Source organism: Pseudomonas sp. PDM22 (assembly GCF_014851965.1).
Lineage (GTDB): Bacteria > Pseudomonadota > Gammaproteobacteria > Pseudomonadales > Pseudomonadaceae > Pseudomonas.
This window is the reverse complement of record NZ_JACVAR010000002.1, coordinates 978,119-993,735: the sequence shown is the minus strand read 5'-3', so window position 1 is coordinate 993,735 and position 15,617 is coordinate 978,119. Positions and strand designations below refer to the sequence as shown.

Sequence of the window (15,617 nt, the reverse complement as noted above, 5' to 3'; positions counted from 1 at the left end):
GCACTCCGTGTGATTCCCCCGGTAGGGTCAGCTTCTGGAGTCTAGATCGCGCTGAAGGAAACGTCTGACGTGCAGTCCGTCGGCTGATACGGCGCAACGCCACTACGCTTCTACGCTCACCTCTGAGGGTATTGCAGTGGAGCGACGCGTGATGAATCTCGACGACGATTTCGACCTCAGTGATTTCAACTTCGATGACCTGAACAGTGACGAACTCAGCCTGGTTCCCATGGAACCCGCCGCAGCGCCCGTTGCGGCAATGCCGGCCAAGCCCAGGGCCAAGTTCCAGATCGACACCCGCCACACCGAGCGCCGTTGCAGCGCCGACCGACGACAAACCATCCGCTTCGAAGACGACCGCCGCAAGGGCGACCGGCGCGGTAGCAGCGTCAGCGATCCCTGGGCGAAGACAGTCGACTTCTGAGCGTCGGCGGCGCCAGGTGATTTGCCGGGGCTCGGGCTGAGCTGCTAGAAAGCGGTATCGCATTCAGATTTCCGATACTGCCATGAGCGACAGTGATAAACCGAATACCCGCCTCTTCGACCTCGACCTGCTCCGCGCCATCGTCACGGTGGCCGACTGCGGCAGTTTCACCACGGCCGCTACGCGCCTGCACTCGACCCAGTCCACCGTCAGCCAGAAGATTCGCCGGCTCGAGGAAATGGCCGGGCACCGCCTGCTCGAGCGCGGCAACCGCGATGTGCTGCCGACTGACGCCGGCGACACGCTGCTGGGCTATGCCCGGCGGCTGCTGGCGTTGAATGACGAGATGCTCGAGGCGCTGTCCGGCGCCACCGTGGCGCTGACGGTGCGCATCGGCGTGCCGGACGACTTCGCCACCGGGCGCACGACCGAGCAACTGGCCGCGTTCAACCGCCGCTACCCGCAGGTGAAGCTGGAAGTCACCAGCGGGCTGAGCCGTGATCTGTCCGCCAGCTATGACCGCGGCGAGCTGGACCTGGTGCTGCTCAAGCAGCGGCAGAACGCCCGCGAGGCGGTGGCCTGCTGGCCGGAGAAGACGCGCTGGGTGGACAGCGCGAAGAACGCCTGCATCGAACTGGACCCGCTGCCCATCGTGACCTTCCCGCCGCGCGGGGTGTACCGCGACGAGATGATCGCCGCGCTGGAATCCATTGGCCGGCGCTGGCACATCAGTTTCACCAGTTCGAGCCTCTCCGGCATCCAGTCGGCCATCGCCGACGGCATGGGCATCGGTCTGCTGCCGCAGCGCGCGGTGACGATGGAGCACGCCGTGCTGCCGAAGAATATCGGGCTACCCTCGGTGGACGTGTTCGAAGTGGCGATGCTCCACCGGCCGGCGGTGGACCCGATGGTGAAGGAGCTGGCGCGGGTGCTGTCGCGGGTTCTGGCGCAGGACACGAAAGGCTGAGCGCCACCACCGCAGCATTCAGAAATTGAATACAGCGGATTCCAACATTTAATTTGTGCATGAACACGCCGCTGGATATCGTGGTTTCCAGCGACGGCCAGCGCACCGACAGCGCGCCGCTCTGCACCAATTGCTCACCACGGCGCCGCACGCGCCGGGCAGCAAGACAACAATGAGGAATTACCCCATGGCCAAATCCACTTATTACGCGCCGCACGGCGGGCACCCGGCACAGACCGAGCTGCTCACCGACCGCGCCATGTTCACCGAAGCCTATGCCGTGATCCCCAAGGGCGTGATGCGTGACATCGTCACCAGCCACCTGCCCTTCTGGGACAACATGCGCATGTGGGTCATCGCCCGCCCGCTGTCGGGCTTCGCCGAGACCTTCGCGCAGTACATCGTCGAGCTGGCGCCCCAGGGCGGCAGCGACAAGCCCGAGCAGGACATCAACGCCGAAGCGGTGCTGTTCATCGTCGAAGGCGAGCTGACCCTGACCCTGCAGGGTGAAGTGCACAAGATGCAGCCGGGCGGCTATGCGTTCATTCCGCCGGGCGCCGACTACAAGGTGCGCAACACCAGCGGCCAGCACACCCGCTTCCACTGGATCCGCAAGCACTACCAGAAAGTCGACGGCGTACCGCTGCCCGAGGCCTTCGTCACCAACGAGCAGGACATCGAGCCGAAGGTGATGCCGGACACCGAAGGCCGCTGGAGCACCACCCGCTTCGTCGACATGGCGGACATGCGCCATGACATGCACGTGAACATCGTGAACTTCGAGCCGGGCGGCGTGATTCCGTTCGCCGAGACCCACGTGATGGAACATGGCCTGTACGTGCTGGAAGGCAAGGCGGTGTACCGCCTGAACCAGGACTGGGTCGAGGTGGAAGCCGGCGACTTCATGTGGCTGCGCGCCTTCTGCCCGCAGGCCTGCTACTCCGGTGGCCCCGGTCGCTTCCGCTACCTGCTGTACAAGGATGTGAACCGTCACATGCGCCTGACCTTGAACCAGCCGCACTGAGTGGCAGGCTCAGCCGGGAACTGACCCAGGTTTCCGCAGCGACACCCGAAAGACCGGCGCCCAGGCGCCGGTTTTTCTTTTGCGCGTCGCCCGTAGCGTGACCGGTCTCGCGTGGCAAGCATGGCCTGGTCTGCTAAAACGTCTGGCTGGGAAATGTTTTGCAGTCGCCGAGGAAACAGGTACATGGAAGTCCGGTTCTTGCCGCAGACCGAGTTCGACAACGTCCATTTCTACCGCGCCGCCACGCTGCTGATCCTGCTGGCGATGGCCGCCTTCACGCTGATCAAGATGTTCAGCGGCGTCGTTCCCCTGTTCTCCGCCCTGCCCCTCTGCCTGCTGCTGCTCGGCGGGCGCTTCGCCGTGGAGTGGCGGCGGGTGTCGAAGGCAGAACCGGCCTTCATCGACAAGGGTGAACTGGTGCTCTGCGGCCAGGAAAGCCACCGGAAGATCGCCCTGGAGAAGATCAGCTCGGTACGCAGCCGCCACAGCCTGTTCATGGTGCGGCGCTATCGCTCCTGGTCCGAGCACCTGGCGTTCGTGGAATTCACCCTGGACAGCGGCGAGCGCGTCTCCACCCTCGCCGAGAGCCGCGTGCTCGAACTTCCCGCGGCCTCGGGCACGCTGGCGGCGGTCGAGTCGGCCATCCTCGCGGCGAAGGTGAAGCGCCAGGGCGGCGAGGCTGACGCCGTCAGCGGCGGTCGATGACGGCTCAGGGCGAGCCGAACATGGCCGTCCAGTAGATGCCCGCGTCGCTCTTCGGGTCCGCCGCGTAGGCTGCGCCCAGTTCGCTGTACTGCGGGTTCATCAGGTTGGCGCAATGGCCGGGGCTGGCCAGCCAGCTGTCCACCACCTTCTGCGCGTTGCCCTGGCCGGCGGCGATGTTCTCGCCGATGCGCTGGCCGGCGTAGCCGTCCAGTTCCGCGCGGTCGCCCGGCGTGCTGCCGTCGCGGCCCTTGTGGTCGAAATAGTTGTTGTTGGCCATGTCGCGACTGTGGGCTTCGGCGGTGCCGCCCAGGGTGGCGTTCCAGCTCAGCGCAGCAGCCGGGCCGAAGGCCTGGCCGCCGCACTGACGGCCCTTGCCGCGTGCCGCGTTGATCGCCTGCAACAGTTGCTGGCCTTCGGCTTCCCAGGTGCCCAGCTTGCCCTGCAGCAGCGGGCGACCGAGCAGCACGCGCCAGTCATCACCCTCGCGGACGATGCCGACATCGACGAACTGCGGGTCCAGCAGCACCTGGCAGAAACTCTCCTGCAGCGCCTTCATGGCCGCCGTCACGTCGCGCGGGCCGGTGAGGCTGAGCATGCGCACGCTGCTCATCGGGTAGCCGGCCTGGTTCAGCGCGGCCTTCCACTCCCCCGCAGAAGCGGGCAGCGCCAGGCGCGGGTCCGGCGACAGTGGCGGCAGCACCTGGGAGGCCTGGCCACCGCAGGACTGCACGTCGCCACGGTAGGCGTTGATGGCTTCGAGCAGTTGATCCTGGTCGGCCGCGCCGGCATTGGCGGCGGCCAGCAGGCCGAGCGACAACAACAGGCTACGCGGAAGGAACGACTGGCTGGGCATGGATGGCTCCGATGGTCGAAAAGGGCTCAATGATGCGTGATTTCTCGGCGTTTGGCTGCGGCCGGGACGTTCCGGTTCCCTTTGCGGAAAAACCCGGCAACCTTTGCCACCACCCCGCCGCAAAAGAAATCGTGACGCGCCTGACATAGGACAAGGGAGTCCGGGACTGCGATTGAAGGCCGCGCGCCAGCACGGACAATTCAGGTACCTGAATGAATCCTGAATCGCCCGGGAGGTGGGCATCGTGCTCAAACCGCTGCATGTCTTCGCCCTGACCTTCCTCCTGGCCGTGCTCGCCACGCTGCTGGCCGGCTGGCACATGCTGCAGATGAAGCAGGACGCGCTGATGTACGCCCGCGCCAGCGGCACCAACACCCTGCTGCTGGTGGAGCGGGAATTCCACCGCGACCTCGACGTCCACGCGCAGACGTTGCAGACCCTCGCCAATGTCATCACCGGCCCCAGCACACCGGCCATGACCCAGCAGGTGCTGCAGGAACTGGTACAGGGGCACGCGGCGGGCGCGCTGCAGTCCGGCACCCTGGTGGTGACCGACGCCAAGGGGCAGTTGCTGGTGGACCTCAACCATGCCGGCGAAACCCGCCGCGACCTGTCGGCCCGCGAGTACTTCACCGCGCAGCGCGCCAACCCGGGGCATCTCTACCTCAGCCATCCGTTCCTGCCGTCCTATCCCGGCTCGGGGCCGAGCATCGCGCTCAGCCGCGCCATCGTCGGCAAGGACGGTCAGTTCCAGGGCGTGGCCGTGGCGATCAAGGACCTGCATCACCTGGACGCCTTCGTCCACGGCCTTGACCTGGGCCAACGCGGCGTGGTCGCCATTCGCCTGCTGGACGGCACACCGCTGACGCAATGGCCGCCGCAGCACCCCATGCACGAGGACGAGAGCGGCACCTTCCATGACTTTGTCGCGTCCGGCCGCGCCGAAGCGATCGACGAGAGCATCGGCGGCGCCAGCGCCCACTGGCGCGGCTACCGGCGTATCGGCGATTACCCGGCGGTGGTCTCGGTGGAGTTGTGCCGCGAGGAAATCTTCCACACCTGGACCGGGCGCACCTGGATCACCGCGGGCCTGCTGCTGGCGATCAATGCCGCGACCATCTGTTTCGCCTACCGCCTGACCCGCCACCTGAAGCGCCGCAATGCCAAGGAGAACAAGCTGCGCATCCAGGCCGACACCGACCCGCTGACCGGCCTGCACAACCGTCGCTGGTTCGATGAGAAGGCGCAGCACGAATGGCAGCGCCGCCGTGCCGGGGATGGCCATCTGGCGGTGCTGATGATGGATATCGACCAGTTCAAGGCCTACAACGACCACTACGGCCACCCGCGCGGCGACCTGGCGCTGATCAATGTCGCGCACCTGGTGCGCAAGGGCTGCCGCCGCGAGGACGACGGCGCGGCGCGCTACGGCGGCGAGGAGTTCGTGATGATCCTCCCCGGCTGCGACAGCGCCGCCGCCGCCCAGGTCGCCGAATCGATCCGCCGCGACGTGGAGGAAACCGCGCTGCCCCACGAAAAGAGCCAGCGCGGCGTGGTGACTATCAGCATCGGTGTGGCCAGCACCTCGGACACACCGGCGGACAGCCTGCAGGCGCTGATCGATGCGGCGGACGCCAACCTCTACAAGGCCAAGGAGGCCGGGCGTAACCAGGTGGTGGCCTGAGCGCCGGTCAGCGCGGCTGCATGACCTCGACTTCCTGAATATCGAAATCGCGGCGCAGGTATTCCATGCGCCGCTCGTGGAACTCGCGCATGTGCGGTAGCGAGGAGTGGATGGCCAGGTGCTCGCGGCTCTGCCAGACCTCGAAGAAGGTGAACAGGGTCGGGTCGCTGGCGTCGCGCAGCATGTGGTACTGGATGCAGCCTTCCTCGGCGCGGCTGGGGATGAGGTAGGTACGGAACAGGTCTTCGAAGGCCTGGGATTTTTCCGGAAGGGTGTGGGCCTGGAGGGTGAAGGCGTACATCGGATTGGCTCCTGAGGGGCGAAAAGATTGCCTAATCCTGACGCAAATCAATCCTCTTCATTCTTGATTCTCACGCACGGATCATTTGTCCGAGAACGGGTTTTTCCGCCCCGCTGCGCTCGATATTCTGCCGCCATCCAATTTCTCACCTCAGGGCCCACACCATGAAAAAGATCCTGCTGATCAATGGCGGCAAGCAGTTCGCCCACTCCGATGGCCGCTACAACGCGACCCTGCATGAAGCCGCCATCGCGCATCTGGACCACGCCGGTTTCGACGTGAAGGAAACCTTCATCGACGGCGGCTACGACATTCAGGAAGAAGTGCAGAAGATGCTCTGGGCCGACGTCATCGTGTACCAGATGCCCGGCTGGTGGATGGGCGCGCCCTGGACCGTCAAGCAGTACCTCGACGAGGTGTTCACCGCCGGCCACGGCAGCCTCTACGCCAACGACGGCCGTACCCGCTCCGACGCTTCGCAGAAGTACGGCAGCGGCGGCCTGCTGCAGGGCAAGCAGTACATGATCTCGGCCACCTGGAACGCACCGCAGCAGGCCTTCGACGACCCGACCGATTTCTTCGAGGGCAAGGGCGTGGACGCGGTGTACTTCCCCTTCCACAAGGCCAACCAGTTCCTCGGCATGAGCCCGCTGCCGACCTTCCTCTGCGTGGACGTGATGAAGCGCCCGAACATCGAGAATGATGTGGTGCGTTATCAGCAGCACCTGAGCGAAGTGCTGGGCGGCAAGGCCTGATATCCCGAAGCGCGGGCGCCGGGCTTAACCTGTAGGAGCGCGCCACCCGCGCGATCGCGGGCGTTGCCTGCTCCTGCAGGGGAACGCCGTACCGCTTGGCCAACAGCATTGGGTTCGAGCCTGGAATCGGCTAGGCTTCGCCCTTTCCTACTGCCTGTTCAGGAGTTATCCCATGGCCCGTGCATCCGCCCGTCACATCCTGGTTTCCAGCGAAGCCAAGTGCAATGAACTGAAAACCGCCATCGAAGGCGGCGCCGACTTCGCCCAGGTGGCGCGCGACAACTCCACCTGCCCGTCCGGCCGCAGCGGCGGCGACCTGGGCACCTTCCGCCCGGGCCAGATGGTTCGCGAGTTCGACCAGGTCGTGTTCAGCGCCCCGCTGAACGTCGTCCAGGGTCCGGTGAAGACCCAGTTCGGCTACCACCTGGTGGAAGTGACCAGCCGCGAGGACTGATCCGCTTCGCCCGCGCCGCGCCCTTTTCCGGGGGCGGCGCCTGCTCTGCTTTGCGCTCCAGATCCCCGCGTCACACCGGCCCGCCCCGCGCCACCAGCATCACGCCCAGCCCTACCAGGATCGACCCGCACACCCGCGGCATCAGCCGTTGTCCGCGTCCCTTGCCCAGTGCGCCCAGCAACAGCGAGGCGAACAGCACGGCGAGCACGTCGGCGGTGGAAAACACCAGGTTGACGATCATTCCGAGGATGAAGAACTGCAGGCCCACCGGCAGGCTCGCGGTCGGGTCGACGAACTGCGGCAGGAAGGTCAGGAAGAACAGCGCCGTCTTGGGGTTGAGCACCTCGACGATGATGCTGTCGCGCAGCACCTTCGGCCGAGCCTCACCTGCGCCCTGCTCGTTCCCGAGCAGGCGGCGCCCGCCGAAGATCATCGTGCCGCCAAGCCAGATCAGGTAGGCCGCGCCGGCCAGCTTCAGCGTGAGGTACAAGTTCGGCGCGTGGTGCAGCAGTGCGGCGAGGCCGGCGCTGGCGGCGAGGATGTGTGCGTAGCAACCCAGGTGAATGCCCAGCGCGGCGTGCAGGCCGGCGCGGCGGCCGTGGGCGAGGGTCTGCGAGGTCATGTAGAGGATGGCCGGGCCCGGCATGCAGGCGAAGGCCAGCGTCGCCACGGCGAACGAGGCCCAGTAGGCAGGCAGTGTCATGGTGTGATCCTTCCCTTGATCGGGTGTCGGCCGGCGCTCATCGAGGCGGCGTCTGGTCCGTGACGGGAAAGGTTAAGCAGCGCGGGCGGCCGGGCACATACGGCAGTTGCCGTATTTTTTCCCGGCGTGCGGGACGCTAGTCTCTGCCGGACGACTCATCCATGGGACGGGGACGCTCCGCATGCGCACGCAGGCAAGGCACAGGTTCGACTCAGGCGCTGGGCAGGCCCAGGCGCACGGCGAAGGCAGCCAGCTCCGCAGGGCTGTGCAAGTCGAGCTTGCGCATGAGGTTTTCGCGGTGCTTGCGCACGGTCAGCGGGCTGATGCTGAAGTGCTCGGCGATTTCCCGCGCGCTGTGCCCCTGGGCGGCGAGGATGAGAATCTGCCGCTCGCGCCTGGTCAGTTCCACGGCCGACAGCAGGCTGGAATCAACCGGGGCGCGCGCGTTCGGGCTGTCCAGCAGGACGCGCAGGCTGTGCGCCAGGAAGTGCCGGCCGCCGCGCAGGGCATCGATGGCTTCGAGCAGCTCGCCGGTATCATCGTTCTTGCTCAGGTAGCCATGTACGCCGGCGTCGAGCACCGAGCGCACCGTGGCCGTTTCCGTGTTGGCGGTGAGCACCAGTATCTTCAGCCGGGGGTGACGCTGGCGCAGTTCGTGGATGAACTGCAGCCGGTTGAGGCCGGGCATGTTCAGGTCGAGCAGGAGCAGGTCCGCGCCCTGTTCTTCCAGCAGGGCGTGCAGGCGCATGCCGTCCCCCGCCTCGCCCACCACCTGGATGCCGTCCTGGGTCGACAGCAGCAGGTGCAAGCCGTCCCTTACGATGCCGTGGTCATCGGCGATGACCACCCGCATTTCGCGCTTCCCGTCCATCTTTCGTCTCCCTGAGGCATTCCGGATATGCACAACAGCCTGCAGCAGCGCGATCTGGTCGATCTCTTGTTCCGCCAGTCCTACGCCGTGCTCTTTGCCAACCTGGTGATACCCCTGCCGGTGCTGTACATCTTCCGCAACGCCCTGTCGCCGACGACGATGGTCTTCTGGTTGGTCGCGCTCTACGCGCTCACGCTGGGGCGGATTGTCCTGGCACGCACGTACTTCCGGCAAGCCCCGGCGCGCACGCGGGAAGAAAAATGGTTGTGGAGCAATACGCTGCTGTCCTGGGCCAGCAGCCTGCTCTGGGGATGGCTGGGCTGGGCCGGCTTCGCCCATGGCGATCCGCAGCTGTTCGCCTTCACCTGCATCGTGCTCACGGGCCTGGTGTGCGGCGCGGTGCCCTCGCTGTCGGCCTTTCCGCCGGCCTACATCGGCTCGCTCACCGCGATGCTGCTGCCCATGCTGGTACGCTGCCTGAGCATTGCCGATGAACAGCACACCACCTACAGCTTCTTCATCGTCTGCCTGGCCGCGGTCAACCTGTACTACAGCCGGGTGACCTACCGCAGCCTGTGCGAGACCATCCGCCTGCGTCAGGAAAACTCCGAGCTGGTGCACGATCTGCGCGAGCAGCGCGACCGCGCCCGCGCTGCCGACCAGGCCAAGACGCGCTTCCTCGCCGCCGCCAGCCACGACCTGCGCCAGCCGATCCACGCCCTCGGGCTGTTCGTCGGAGCGCTCTCCGCCCTCGCCGAGCGCGGCCCCGTCGATGCCCGCCAGGCGCGCGATATCGCCTCGCGCCTGCGCGCCATGCTCGGCAACCTGAGCGACCTGCTCAACGGCCTGCTGGATATCTCGCGCCTGGACGCCGGCGTGGTGCCGGTGGCGCGCGAGCCGATCTCGCTGCACAAGCTGTTCGCCGACCTGCGCGAGGCATTCGCCGGCACCGCCAGCGAGCACAACCTGCGCTGGCGGGTGCAGGACAGCCGGCTGTGGGTGGATAGCGACCCGCTGCTGCTCAAGCGCATCCTCGACAACCTGCTGAGCAACGCCTTCCGCTATACGCCCAAGGGCAGTGTGCTGCTGGGCTGCCGGCGCCGCGGCGACGAACTGGAGATCCAGGTGATCGACACCGGCGTCGGCATCCATGCCAGCCAGCAGGAAGTGATCTTCGACGAGTTCGTCCAGCTGCATAACGCCGAGCGCGACCGCAAGCAGGGGCTCGGCCTGGGCCTGGCCATCGTGCGCCACACCGCGCGGCTGCTCGGGCATCCGCTGGCGCTGACCTCCGAGGCCGGCCGGGGCACCTGCTTCAGCCTGCGCGTGCCAGTGGCCGAAGCGCCGTTGCAGGCTCCGCCCCTGCCACTGCCGACGGCCGCCCGCGGGCCCGGCCTGGGCATCATGGTGGTGGAGGACGAAGTCGACGTGCTGCACGCGCTGTGCAGCCTGCTGGAGGTCTGGGGCCATCGCGTCTATCCCGGCACCAGCGCCCTGCTCGCCTGCCAGCGGCATATCGAGGCCAGCCACACTGGCCGCGCGCCCGTGGACCTGATCCTCAGCGACTACCGCCTGGGTGAGGGCCAGACCGGCGCCGACGCCGTCCGCCGTATCCGCAGCTACCTGTCGCGCGGGCAATTGGGAGAGGTGCCGGCGCTGATCATCACCGGCGACACCTCCCCCGAGCGCCTGCGCGAGGCCGCCGCCAGCGGCAGCCGGCTGTTGCACAAGCCGCTGGACACCGACCAGCTGCGCGCCGCCATCGCCAGCAGTCAGGATGTGACCAGTACCGCCTGAAAACTGGCGCCAGGCCTTGTGGCATGGGGGCTACGCCGATTCATCCGGGGCTAAAGTCGCGGCTGGATCGGCCGATGCAATGGGTGAAACGAATCGGCAGCAGCCTTCGTGCCTCACCACTAGAGAAAGCCCTCGCATGTTCAACTCGCGTCTGAAGCAGGAAATCGCCACCCTGCGTGAAGAACTCGCTTCCATCGAAGAGATCCGCGCCAGCCTCGACGAGGAAATGCTCGTGCTGTTCCTCGACCCCCGAGGGCGCATCGAGTCGGTGAATGCCAACTTCGAGAAGGAAATGCTCCACCGCGGCGAACAGCTCAAGGGCCGCCCGCTACTCGACCTGATTCCCGACCATGTACGCGGGCTGGACTTCCACCTGAAGGTGAAGCACGCCATCGAACGCGGCGAGCACCTGGCCGGAGTCATTCGCCTGCTGCGCGGCGACGGCGAGGAAGCCTGGCTGCGCTCGATCCTGCAGCCGGTGCACGACAGCGCCGGGAAGATTCAGCGCTTTTCGATCTACGCCAGCGACCTGACCCGCACCATCGAGAACTCCCGCGAGCACGAGAACCTGATCGAGGCGCTGCAACGTTCCACCGCGGTGATCGAATTCAACCTGCAGGGCGAAGTGCTCGCCGCCAACGACCGCTTCCTCAACGCCATGGGCTACAGCCTGACGCAGATCCAGGGCAAGCATCACCGGATGTTCTGCGAGCCGGCCGAATACAACTCGTCGAACTACGACGCCTTCTGGGCCAAGCTGCGCCGTGGCGAATTCGTCACCGGCCGCTTCAAGCGCCTCGACAGCCGCGGCCACGAGGTCTGGCTGGAGGCCTCGTACAACCCGATCATCGACGCCCACGACCGCCTCTACAAAGTGGTGAAGTTCGCCACCGTGATCACCGAACAGGTGCACCGCGAGAACGCCGTCGCGCAGGCGGCGACCATTGCCTTCGACACCTCGCAGACGACCGACGACAGCGCCACCAAGGGTGCGGCCGTGGTGCAGCAGACCGTGGATGTGATGCGCGAGCTGGCGGACCGCATGCAGGAGGCCGCCCAGGGCATCGAGGCACTGGACCGCCAGTCCCAGGCCATCGGCGCGCTGGTGCAGAGCATCCGCAGCATCGCCGACCAGACCAACCTGCTGGCCCTCAACGCCGCCATCGAAGCCGCCCGCGCGGGCGACCAGGGACGCGGCTTCGCGGTGGTCGCCGACGAGGTGCGCCAGCTCGCCTCGCGCACCAGCGCTGCCACCGAGGAAATCACCCGCGTGGTGGAGCAGAACCAGCACCTGGCGGGTCAGGCCGTGGCCATGATCGACCGCGGCAAGCAGCAGGCCGAGCTGGGCCTGGAGCTGTCCGGGCAGGCCGGTACGGTGATCATCGAGATCCAGGACAGCGCCCAGCGCGTGGTCAACGCCGTCGGCCAGTTCGCCAACCAGCTGTCGACCTGAGGTGCTTCCCTGCGGCACGTCAACACGGCGTGTCGCAGCCTCCCCTAGGCTCCCGTCCGGCATTGCAGCTAGGCTCAATGCAGATGCGCACCCTCGCCATCGAAGGACGATCCCATGAGCGACACTCCCCTCCCCGACGTCATCCAGTACCTGCGCCTGCTGCCCGAGCGTGGCGGCTCGGACATGTTCTTCAGTGTCGGCGCGCCGCCGCACCTGAAGGCCGAAGGCCACAGCCAGCCGGCGGATGACCGCGTACTACAGAACGGCGAAGTGAAGACCCTGGCCTGGCAACTCATGTCGCCGGCGCAGGCCCAGGATTTCGAGCGCGACCTGGAGATGAACCTGGCGCTGAGCGTGCCGGACGTCGGGCGCTTCCGCGCGAACATCTACTACCAGCGTGGCGAAGTGGCCATGGTGGTACGCCTGATCAAGCAGGTGATCCCCGACGTCACCTCCCTCGGCCTGCCGTCGATCCTCGACAAGCTGGCCATGCAGGATCGCGGGCTGATCCTGGTGATCGGCGCGGCCGGCGCGGGCAAGTCGACGACCCTGGCGAGCATGCTGGACTTCCGCAACCGCCACCGTTCCGGGCACATCGTCTGCATCGAGGACCCCATCGAGTTCCTCCACACGCACAAGAAGTCGATCATCGACCAGCGCGAGGTGGGCCTGGACACCCACAGCTACGAGGACGCCCTGCGCAACGTGCTGCGCGAGGCGCCGGACGTGATCATGCTCGGCGAGATCCGCGATGCCGCCACCATGCAGCACGCCCTGCACTACGCCGAGACCGGCCACCTGTGCGTCGCCACCCTGCACGGCACCAGTTGCCGCCACGCCATCGAGCGCATCACCCGCTTCTTCCCCGACGAGGCGCGCCCGCAGGTGCTGGCCGACCTGTCGCAGAACATCCTCGCGCTGGTCGGCCAGCGCCTGGTGCCCGGCACCCACCAGCGCCGCGCCGTAGCGGTAGAGCTGGTGCTCGGCACGCCACACATCCGCGGCATCATCCAGCGCGATGAACTGCCCGAGCTCAAGGGCGCGGTGGAGCGCGCGCTGGAAAGCGGCATGCAGAGCTTCGACCAGAGCCTCTACAAATTGCTCGAGGAAGGCCGCGTGAGCGTGAGCGATGCGCTGAAGTTCGCCGACTCGCGCACCGACCTGGCGCTGAAGATCAAGCTGGAGCGCGGCATGGACGACGACAGCGTCGGGCCGGTGTTCGGCAGTTGAGTTGACCCGGCTCGCTCCTACAGGTGTGGTGCGTGGAACTTGCAGGAGCGGGCCATGCCCGCGATCAGCGCCCGCAGGGCGCTCCTACAGGATGCCCTTGAGCAACGCATCGATATCCACGCTCTGGGCCATCGCCCGGTTTCCCGCATCGTTGGGGTGCAGGTGGTCGCCGCTGTCGTAGGCCGGCAGCAGGCGCAGCGGATGGGCGGGATCGCGCAGGTGCGCATCCAGGTCCACCACCGCATCGAACTCGCCGCTCTCGCGAATCCACTGGTTAACCCGCTGGCGCAGCGCTTCCTTGTTGGCGGCGTGATAGTTCTCGATGGGCGACCCGCTGAGCGCACGCTCGAACGGCAGAAGGGTCGCGCCGATGAGACGCACACCACGCACATGGGCCTGGGCGATCAGCTGGCGGTAACCGGCGACCAGGTCCTCGTACTGCACCAGCGGGTTGTTCGGCGCGAAGGTACTGCCGGGCCAGGAGATGTCATTGATCCCCAGCGCCACGATGGCCGCCTTCACACCCGGCTTGCCCAGCACGTCGCGCTGGAAGCGCACCAGGGCGCTCTGCCCCATGCCGTCGGAGAGCAGGCGCGCGCCGGAGATGCCGGCATTGATCACACCCACGTCACGCGACGCCAGCCGCTGCGCCAGCAGGTCCGGCCAGCGCTGGTTGCCATCGAGGCCGGCACCACGACCATCGGTGATCGAGTCGCCGAGCACCGCTACCACCGGGCGCGCTGCGGAGCTTTCCACCAGCACGTCGGCGAGGAACAGTCGCGCTTCCATCTTGCCGTCCGCCGGCAGGCGCACGGCGTCGAGCTGTTCGCCCGGACCACCGTAGACGCGCTGCTTGCCGTCCCAGTGGAAGCTTTCGATGGCGGTTGGCTGCGGCAGATAGATCGACACGGCCAGCTCGCCCAGCGGCGGAACGGCGAGGTCCAGCGGATCGCTCAGCAGCTCGGCGCCCGGTGCGATGTACGCCGTGGGCTGACCGGCGAAGGTGAGGCGGCGGCTCGGGCCATCGAGCTGGCCGGCGGGCGCGGCGCGTGCGACCGCGACACCACCGATGGCCACCGGCTGGCTGCCATAGGCGTTGGACAGCGCGATGCGCACGCGCTGGCCACCCAGGCTGAGCTTCACGCTCTGCCGCAGTGTGTGGTTGCCGATCACCGACGGCACACCCAGCGGCAGCGGTACTTCCTTGCCCCAGGTGCGTTGCGGGCTGGCGCTCCAGGTCGCCTGCCAGTGTCCTTCTTCGGCCTGCGCCAGCGGCAGGGCCAGGGTGATCAGGGCGGCGAGCAGCAGTCGTTTCATGGCATTCCTCGAGATCGGTGATGGGATGACCACAGGCTCGGCCATTCCCAATCACGGCGGTAGACGGCATATTTGCAGACCCGTCATTCGATAAACGAATAGGACATGGATACTCTCAAGGCGTTGCACTGTTTCGTCCGCGCCGTGGAGCTGGGCAGCCTATCCGCCGTGGCCCGCGAGTCCGGCAGCAGCCAGCCGACGGTGAGCAAGACCATGGCAGCGCTGGAGCGGCAGGTCGGCGCGCAACTGCTGATCCGCAGCACCACCCGCGTGCAGCCCACCGAACAGGGCCGGCGCTTCTACGAGCATGCCCGGCAGACGCTGGAAAGCTACGGCGAAGGCGTCAGCGAGGCCCGTGGCGAGACCGAGCAGGTGCGCGGCCGCCTGCGGGTCAGCGCACCGGTGAGCCTGGGCGTGCTGCGCCTGAATGCGCTGCTGCTGGAGTTCATGCAGTTGCACCCGGAGGTCGAGGTGGAATTGCTGCTCAACGACCGCTTCGTCGACCTCGCCGAAGAAGGCATCGACCTCGCCCTGCGCCTGGGCGGCGAACTGCCGGACCAACTGATCGCCCGCCCGCTGGCGCGCTCGCCGCGCTATCTGGTGGCTGCCCCGGCATGGCTTGCGCGGCAGCCCGGGCTGCAGGCTCCCGACGACCTGCCGCTGGCCGACTACCTGCGCTTCGCCTGGCTCGACGCCGGGCAGAACCTGTTGCTGCGTCACGCCGATGGGCGCGCGCTGAACCTCGCCACACGCAGCCGCTACACGGTGAACAGCTCCCTGGCGATCCGCGAGAGCTACTGCCTGGGCGCCGGCTTCGGTCTGACGCCGGCCTGGCTGGTGGCCGACCTGCTGGCCGACGGCAGCCTGCAACGCCTCCTTCCGGAGTGGCGCGGGCCTACCCAGGAGGCCAGTCTGCTGTATCCTTCGCGGCTTTTTCTGCCGGCCCGGACCCGTGCGCTGATCGATTTCCTCATCGAGCGCCTGCCGCGCCTGCCTGGTTTCGAAGCTCTCTGACGGGCAGCGGCTATGCTTTTCGCCAATGAGCAGAACCGGCGCGCCCACCGACCGGTCGAACCCTG

Annotated in this window: 16 protein-coding genes and 1 pseudogene; 12 read left to right on the top strand and 5 right to left on the bottom strand. The window is 66.9% G+C overall.

The window, feature by feature from the left end; translation table 11 throughout:
- The first annotated feature begins 151 nt into the window (after window positions 1-151).
- The 4 genes from IB255_RS10205 (at window position 152) to IB255_RS10190 (ending at window position 3,120) form a co-directional block, all read left to right on the top strand.
- Window positions 152-424 carry a hypothetical protein gene (locus IB255_RS10205; RefSeq protein WP_192210199.1) on the top strand — a complete coding sequence of 91 codons (273 nt, stop codon included), beginning with the start codon at window positions 152-154 and terminating at the stop codon, window positions 422-424.
- 82 nt (window positions 425-506) lie between these two features.
- On the top strand, window positions 507-1,391 hold the full coding sequence (locus IB255_RS10200) for a LysR family transcriptional regulator (protein WP_151186421.1): 885 nt from the start codon (window positions 507-509) through the stop codon (window positions 1,389-1,391).
- 187 nt (window positions 1,392-1,578) lie between these two features.
- Window positions 1,579-2,415, top strand: coding sequence for a bifunctional allantoicase/(S)-ureidoglycine aminohydrolase (locus IB255_RS10195; protein ID WP_151186420.1), 837 nt, complete (start codon window positions 1,579-1,581; stop codon window positions 2,413-2,415).
- A gap of 183 nt (window positions 2,416-2,598) precedes the next feature.
- Window positions 2,599-3,120 (top strand): hypothetical protein, encoded by a 522-nt coding sequence (locus IB255_RS10190; protein WP_192210197.1) that lies wholly within the window; start codon window positions 2,599-2,601, stop codon window positions 3,118-3,120.
- A gap of 4 nt (window positions 3,121-3,124) precedes the next feature.
- Here IB255_RS10190 and IB255_RS10185 read toward each other — a convergent pair whose 3' ends face one another.
- On the bottom strand, window positions 3,125-3,973 hold the full coding sequence (locus IB255_RS10185) for a CAP domain-containing protein (protein WP_081518053.1): 849 nt from the start codon (window positions 3,971-3,973) through the stop codon (window positions 3,125-3,127).
- Between the two features lie 244 nt (window positions 3,974-4,217).
- On the opposite strand from IB255_RS10185, the gene IB255_RS10180 reads away from it, so the two are divergent.
- Window positions 4,218-5,657: a diguanylate cyclase gene (locus IB255_RS10180; RefSeq protein ID WP_318652753.1), complete on the top strand. Its 1,440-nt coding sequence runs from the start codon at window positions 4,218-4,220 to the stop codon at window positions 5,655-5,657.
- Between the two features lie 7 nt (window positions 5,658-5,664).
- Here IB255_RS10180 and IB255_RS10175 read toward each other — a convergent pair whose 3' ends face one another.
- On the bottom strand, window positions 5,665-5,958 hold the full coding sequence (locus IB255_RS10175) for a putative quinol monooxygenase (protein WP_081518052.1): 294 nt from the start codon (window positions 5,956-5,958) through the stop codon (window positions 5,665-5,667).
- A 164-nt stretch (window positions 5,959-6,122) separates the two neighbouring features.
- Here IB255_RS10175 and IB255_RS10170 point away from each other — a divergent pair, with 164 nt between their 5' ends.
- Together IB255_RS10170 and IB255_RS10165 are read left to right on the top strand one after the other, a co-directional pair.
- The gene (locus IB255_RS10170; RefSeq protein WP_192210195.1) at window positions 6,123-6,713 is read left to right on the top strand and encodes an NAD(P)H-dependent oxidoreductase; all 591 of its coding nucleotides are present in this window, start codon (window positions 6,123-6,125) and stop codon (window positions 6,711-6,713) included.
- A gap of 172 nt (window positions 6,714-6,885) precedes the next feature.
- Window positions 6,886-7,167: a peptidylprolyl isomerase gene (locus IB255_RS10165; protein WP_017516439.1), complete on the top strand. Its 282-nt coding sequence runs from the start codon at window positions 6,886-6,888 to the stop codon at window positions 7,165-7,167.
- Between the two features lie 70 nt (window positions 7,168-7,237).
- Here the strand turns inward: IB255_RS10165 and IB255_RS10160 are convergent, their stop codons facing one another.
- Together IB255_RS10160 and IB255_RS10155 are read right to left on the bottom strand one after the other, a co-directional pair.
- Window positions 7,238-7,870: a LysE family translocator gene (locus IB255_RS10160; protein ID WP_081518050.1), complete on the bottom strand. Its 633-nt coding sequence runs from the start codon at window positions 7,868-7,870 to the stop codon at window positions 7,238-7,240.
- Between the two features lie 211 nt (window positions 7,871-8,081).
- Window positions 8,082-8,741 (bottom strand): response regulator, encoded by a 660-nt coding sequence (locus IB255_RS10155; RefSeq protein ID WP_218035506.1) that lies wholly within the window; start codon window positions 8,739-8,741, stop codon window positions 8,082-8,084.
- A gap of 27 nt (window positions 8,742-8,768) precedes the next feature.
- Between IB255_RS10155 and IB255_RS10150 the strand changes: the two genes are divergently transcribed.
- The 4 genes and pseudogenes from IB255_RS10150 to IB255_RS10140 all read left to right on the top strand — a co-directional run bounded on the left by IB255_RS10150 (window position 8,769) and on the right by IB255_RS10140 (window position 13,221).
- Entirely contained in the window at window positions 8,769-10,538 is a 1,770-nt protein-coding gene (locus IB255_RS10150; protein ID WP_192210193.1) for a hybrid sensor histidine kinase/response regulator, read from the top strand.
- A gap of 79 nt (window positions 10,539-10,617) precedes the next feature.
- Window positions 10,618-11,451, top strand: a pseudogene (locus tag IB255_RS31235) (PAS domain-containing protein); the annotation flags it as partial.
- Window positions 11,431-11,991, top strand: a complete 561-nt coding sequence (locus IB255_RS31230; protein WP_412548093.1) for a methyl-accepting chemotaxis protein — start codon at window positions 11,431-11,433, stop codon at window positions 11,989-11,991. The pseudogene IB255_RS31235 and the gene IB255_RS31230, both read left to right, overlap by 21 nt.
- A 114-nt stretch (window positions 11,992-12,105) precedes the next feature.
- Complete coding sequence (locus IB255_RS10140) at window positions 12,106-13,221, top strand: PilT/PilU family type 4a pilus ATPase (protein WP_081518047.1); 1,116 nt, start codon at window positions 12,106-12,108, stop codon at window positions 13,219-13,221.
- An 84-nt stretch (window positions 13,222-13,305) separates the two neighbouring features.
- Here the strand turns inward: IB255_RS10140 and IB255_RS10135 are convergent, their stop codons facing one another.
- Window positions 13,306-14,538: an SGNH/GDSL hydrolase family protein gene (locus tag IB255_RS10135; protein WP_192210191.1), complete on the bottom strand. Its 1,233-nt coding sequence runs from the start codon at window positions 14,536-14,538 to the stop codon at window positions 13,306-13,308.
- Between the two features lie 105 nt (window positions 14,539-14,643).
- Between IB255_RS10135 and IB255_RS10130 the strand changes: the two genes are divergently transcribed.
- Window positions 14,644-15,552, top strand: a complete 909-nt coding sequence (locus IB255_RS10130; protein ID WP_192210190.1) for a LysR family transcriptional regulator — start codon at window positions 14,644-14,646, stop codon at window positions 15,550-15,552.
- Window positions 15,553-15,617 lie beyond the last annotated feature (65 nt).

Excerpts from the sequence above, each read along its gene's own strand:
- IB255_RS10190 (WP_192210197.1), top strand. The coding sequence starts at position 2,599 with ATGGAAGTCCGGTTCTTGCCGCAGACCGAGTTCGACAACGTCCATTTC.
- IB255_RS10160 (WP_081518050.1), bottom strand. The coding sequence starts at position 7,870 with ATGACACTGCCTGCCTACTGGGCCTCGTTCGCCGTGGCGACGCTGGCC.
- IB255_RS10155 (WP_218035506.1), bottom strand. The coding sequence starts at position 8,741 with ATGGACGGGAAGCGCGAAATGCGGGTGGTCATCGCCGATGACCACGGC.
- IB255_RS10170 (WP_192210195.1), top strand. The coding sequence starts at position 6,123 with ATGAAAAAGATCCTGCTGATCAATGGCGGCAAGCAGTTCGCCCACTCC.
- IB255_RS10205 (WP_192210199.1), top strand. The coding sequence starts at position 152 with ATGAATCTCGACGACGATTTCGACCTCAGTGATTTCAACTTCGATGAC.
- IB255_RS10140 (WP_081518047.1), top strand. The coding sequence starts at position 12,106 with ATGAGCGACACTCCCCTCCCCGACGTCATCCAGTACCTGCGCCTGCTG.
- IB255_RS10200 (WP_151186421.1), top strand. The coding sequence starts at position 507 with ATGAGCGACAGTGATAAACCGAATACCCGCCTCTTCGACCTCGACCTG.
- IB255_RS10175 (WP_081518052.1), bottom strand. The coding sequence starts at position 5,958 with ATGTACGCCTTCACCCTCCAGGCCCACACCCTTCCGGAAAAATCCCAG.
- IB255_RS10135 (WP_192210191.1), bottom strand. The coding sequence starts at position 14,538 with ATGAAACGACTGCTGCTCGCCGCCCTGATCACCCTGGCCCTGCCGCTG.
- IB255_RS10130 (WP_192210190.1), top strand. The coding sequence starts at position 14,644 with ATGGATACTCTCAAGGCGTTGCACTGTTTCGTCCGCGCCGTGGAGCTG.
- IB255_RS10165 (WP_017516439.1), top strand. The coding sequence starts at position 6,886 with ATGGCCCGTGCATCCGCCCGTCACATCCTGGTTTCCAGCGAAGCCAAG.
- IB255_RS10185 (WP_081518053.1), bottom strand. The coding sequence starts at position 3,973 with ATGCCCAGCCAGTCGTTCCTTCCGCGTAGCCTGTTGTTGTCGCTCGGC.
- IB255_RS10150 (WP_192210193.1), top strand. The coding sequence starts at position 8,769 with ATGCACAACAGCCTGCAGCAGCGCGATCTGGTCGATCTCTTGTTCCGC.
- IB255_RS10195 (WP_151186420.1), top strand. The coding sequence starts at position 1,579 with ATGGCCAAATCCACTTATTACGCGCCGCACGGCGGGCACCCGGCACAG.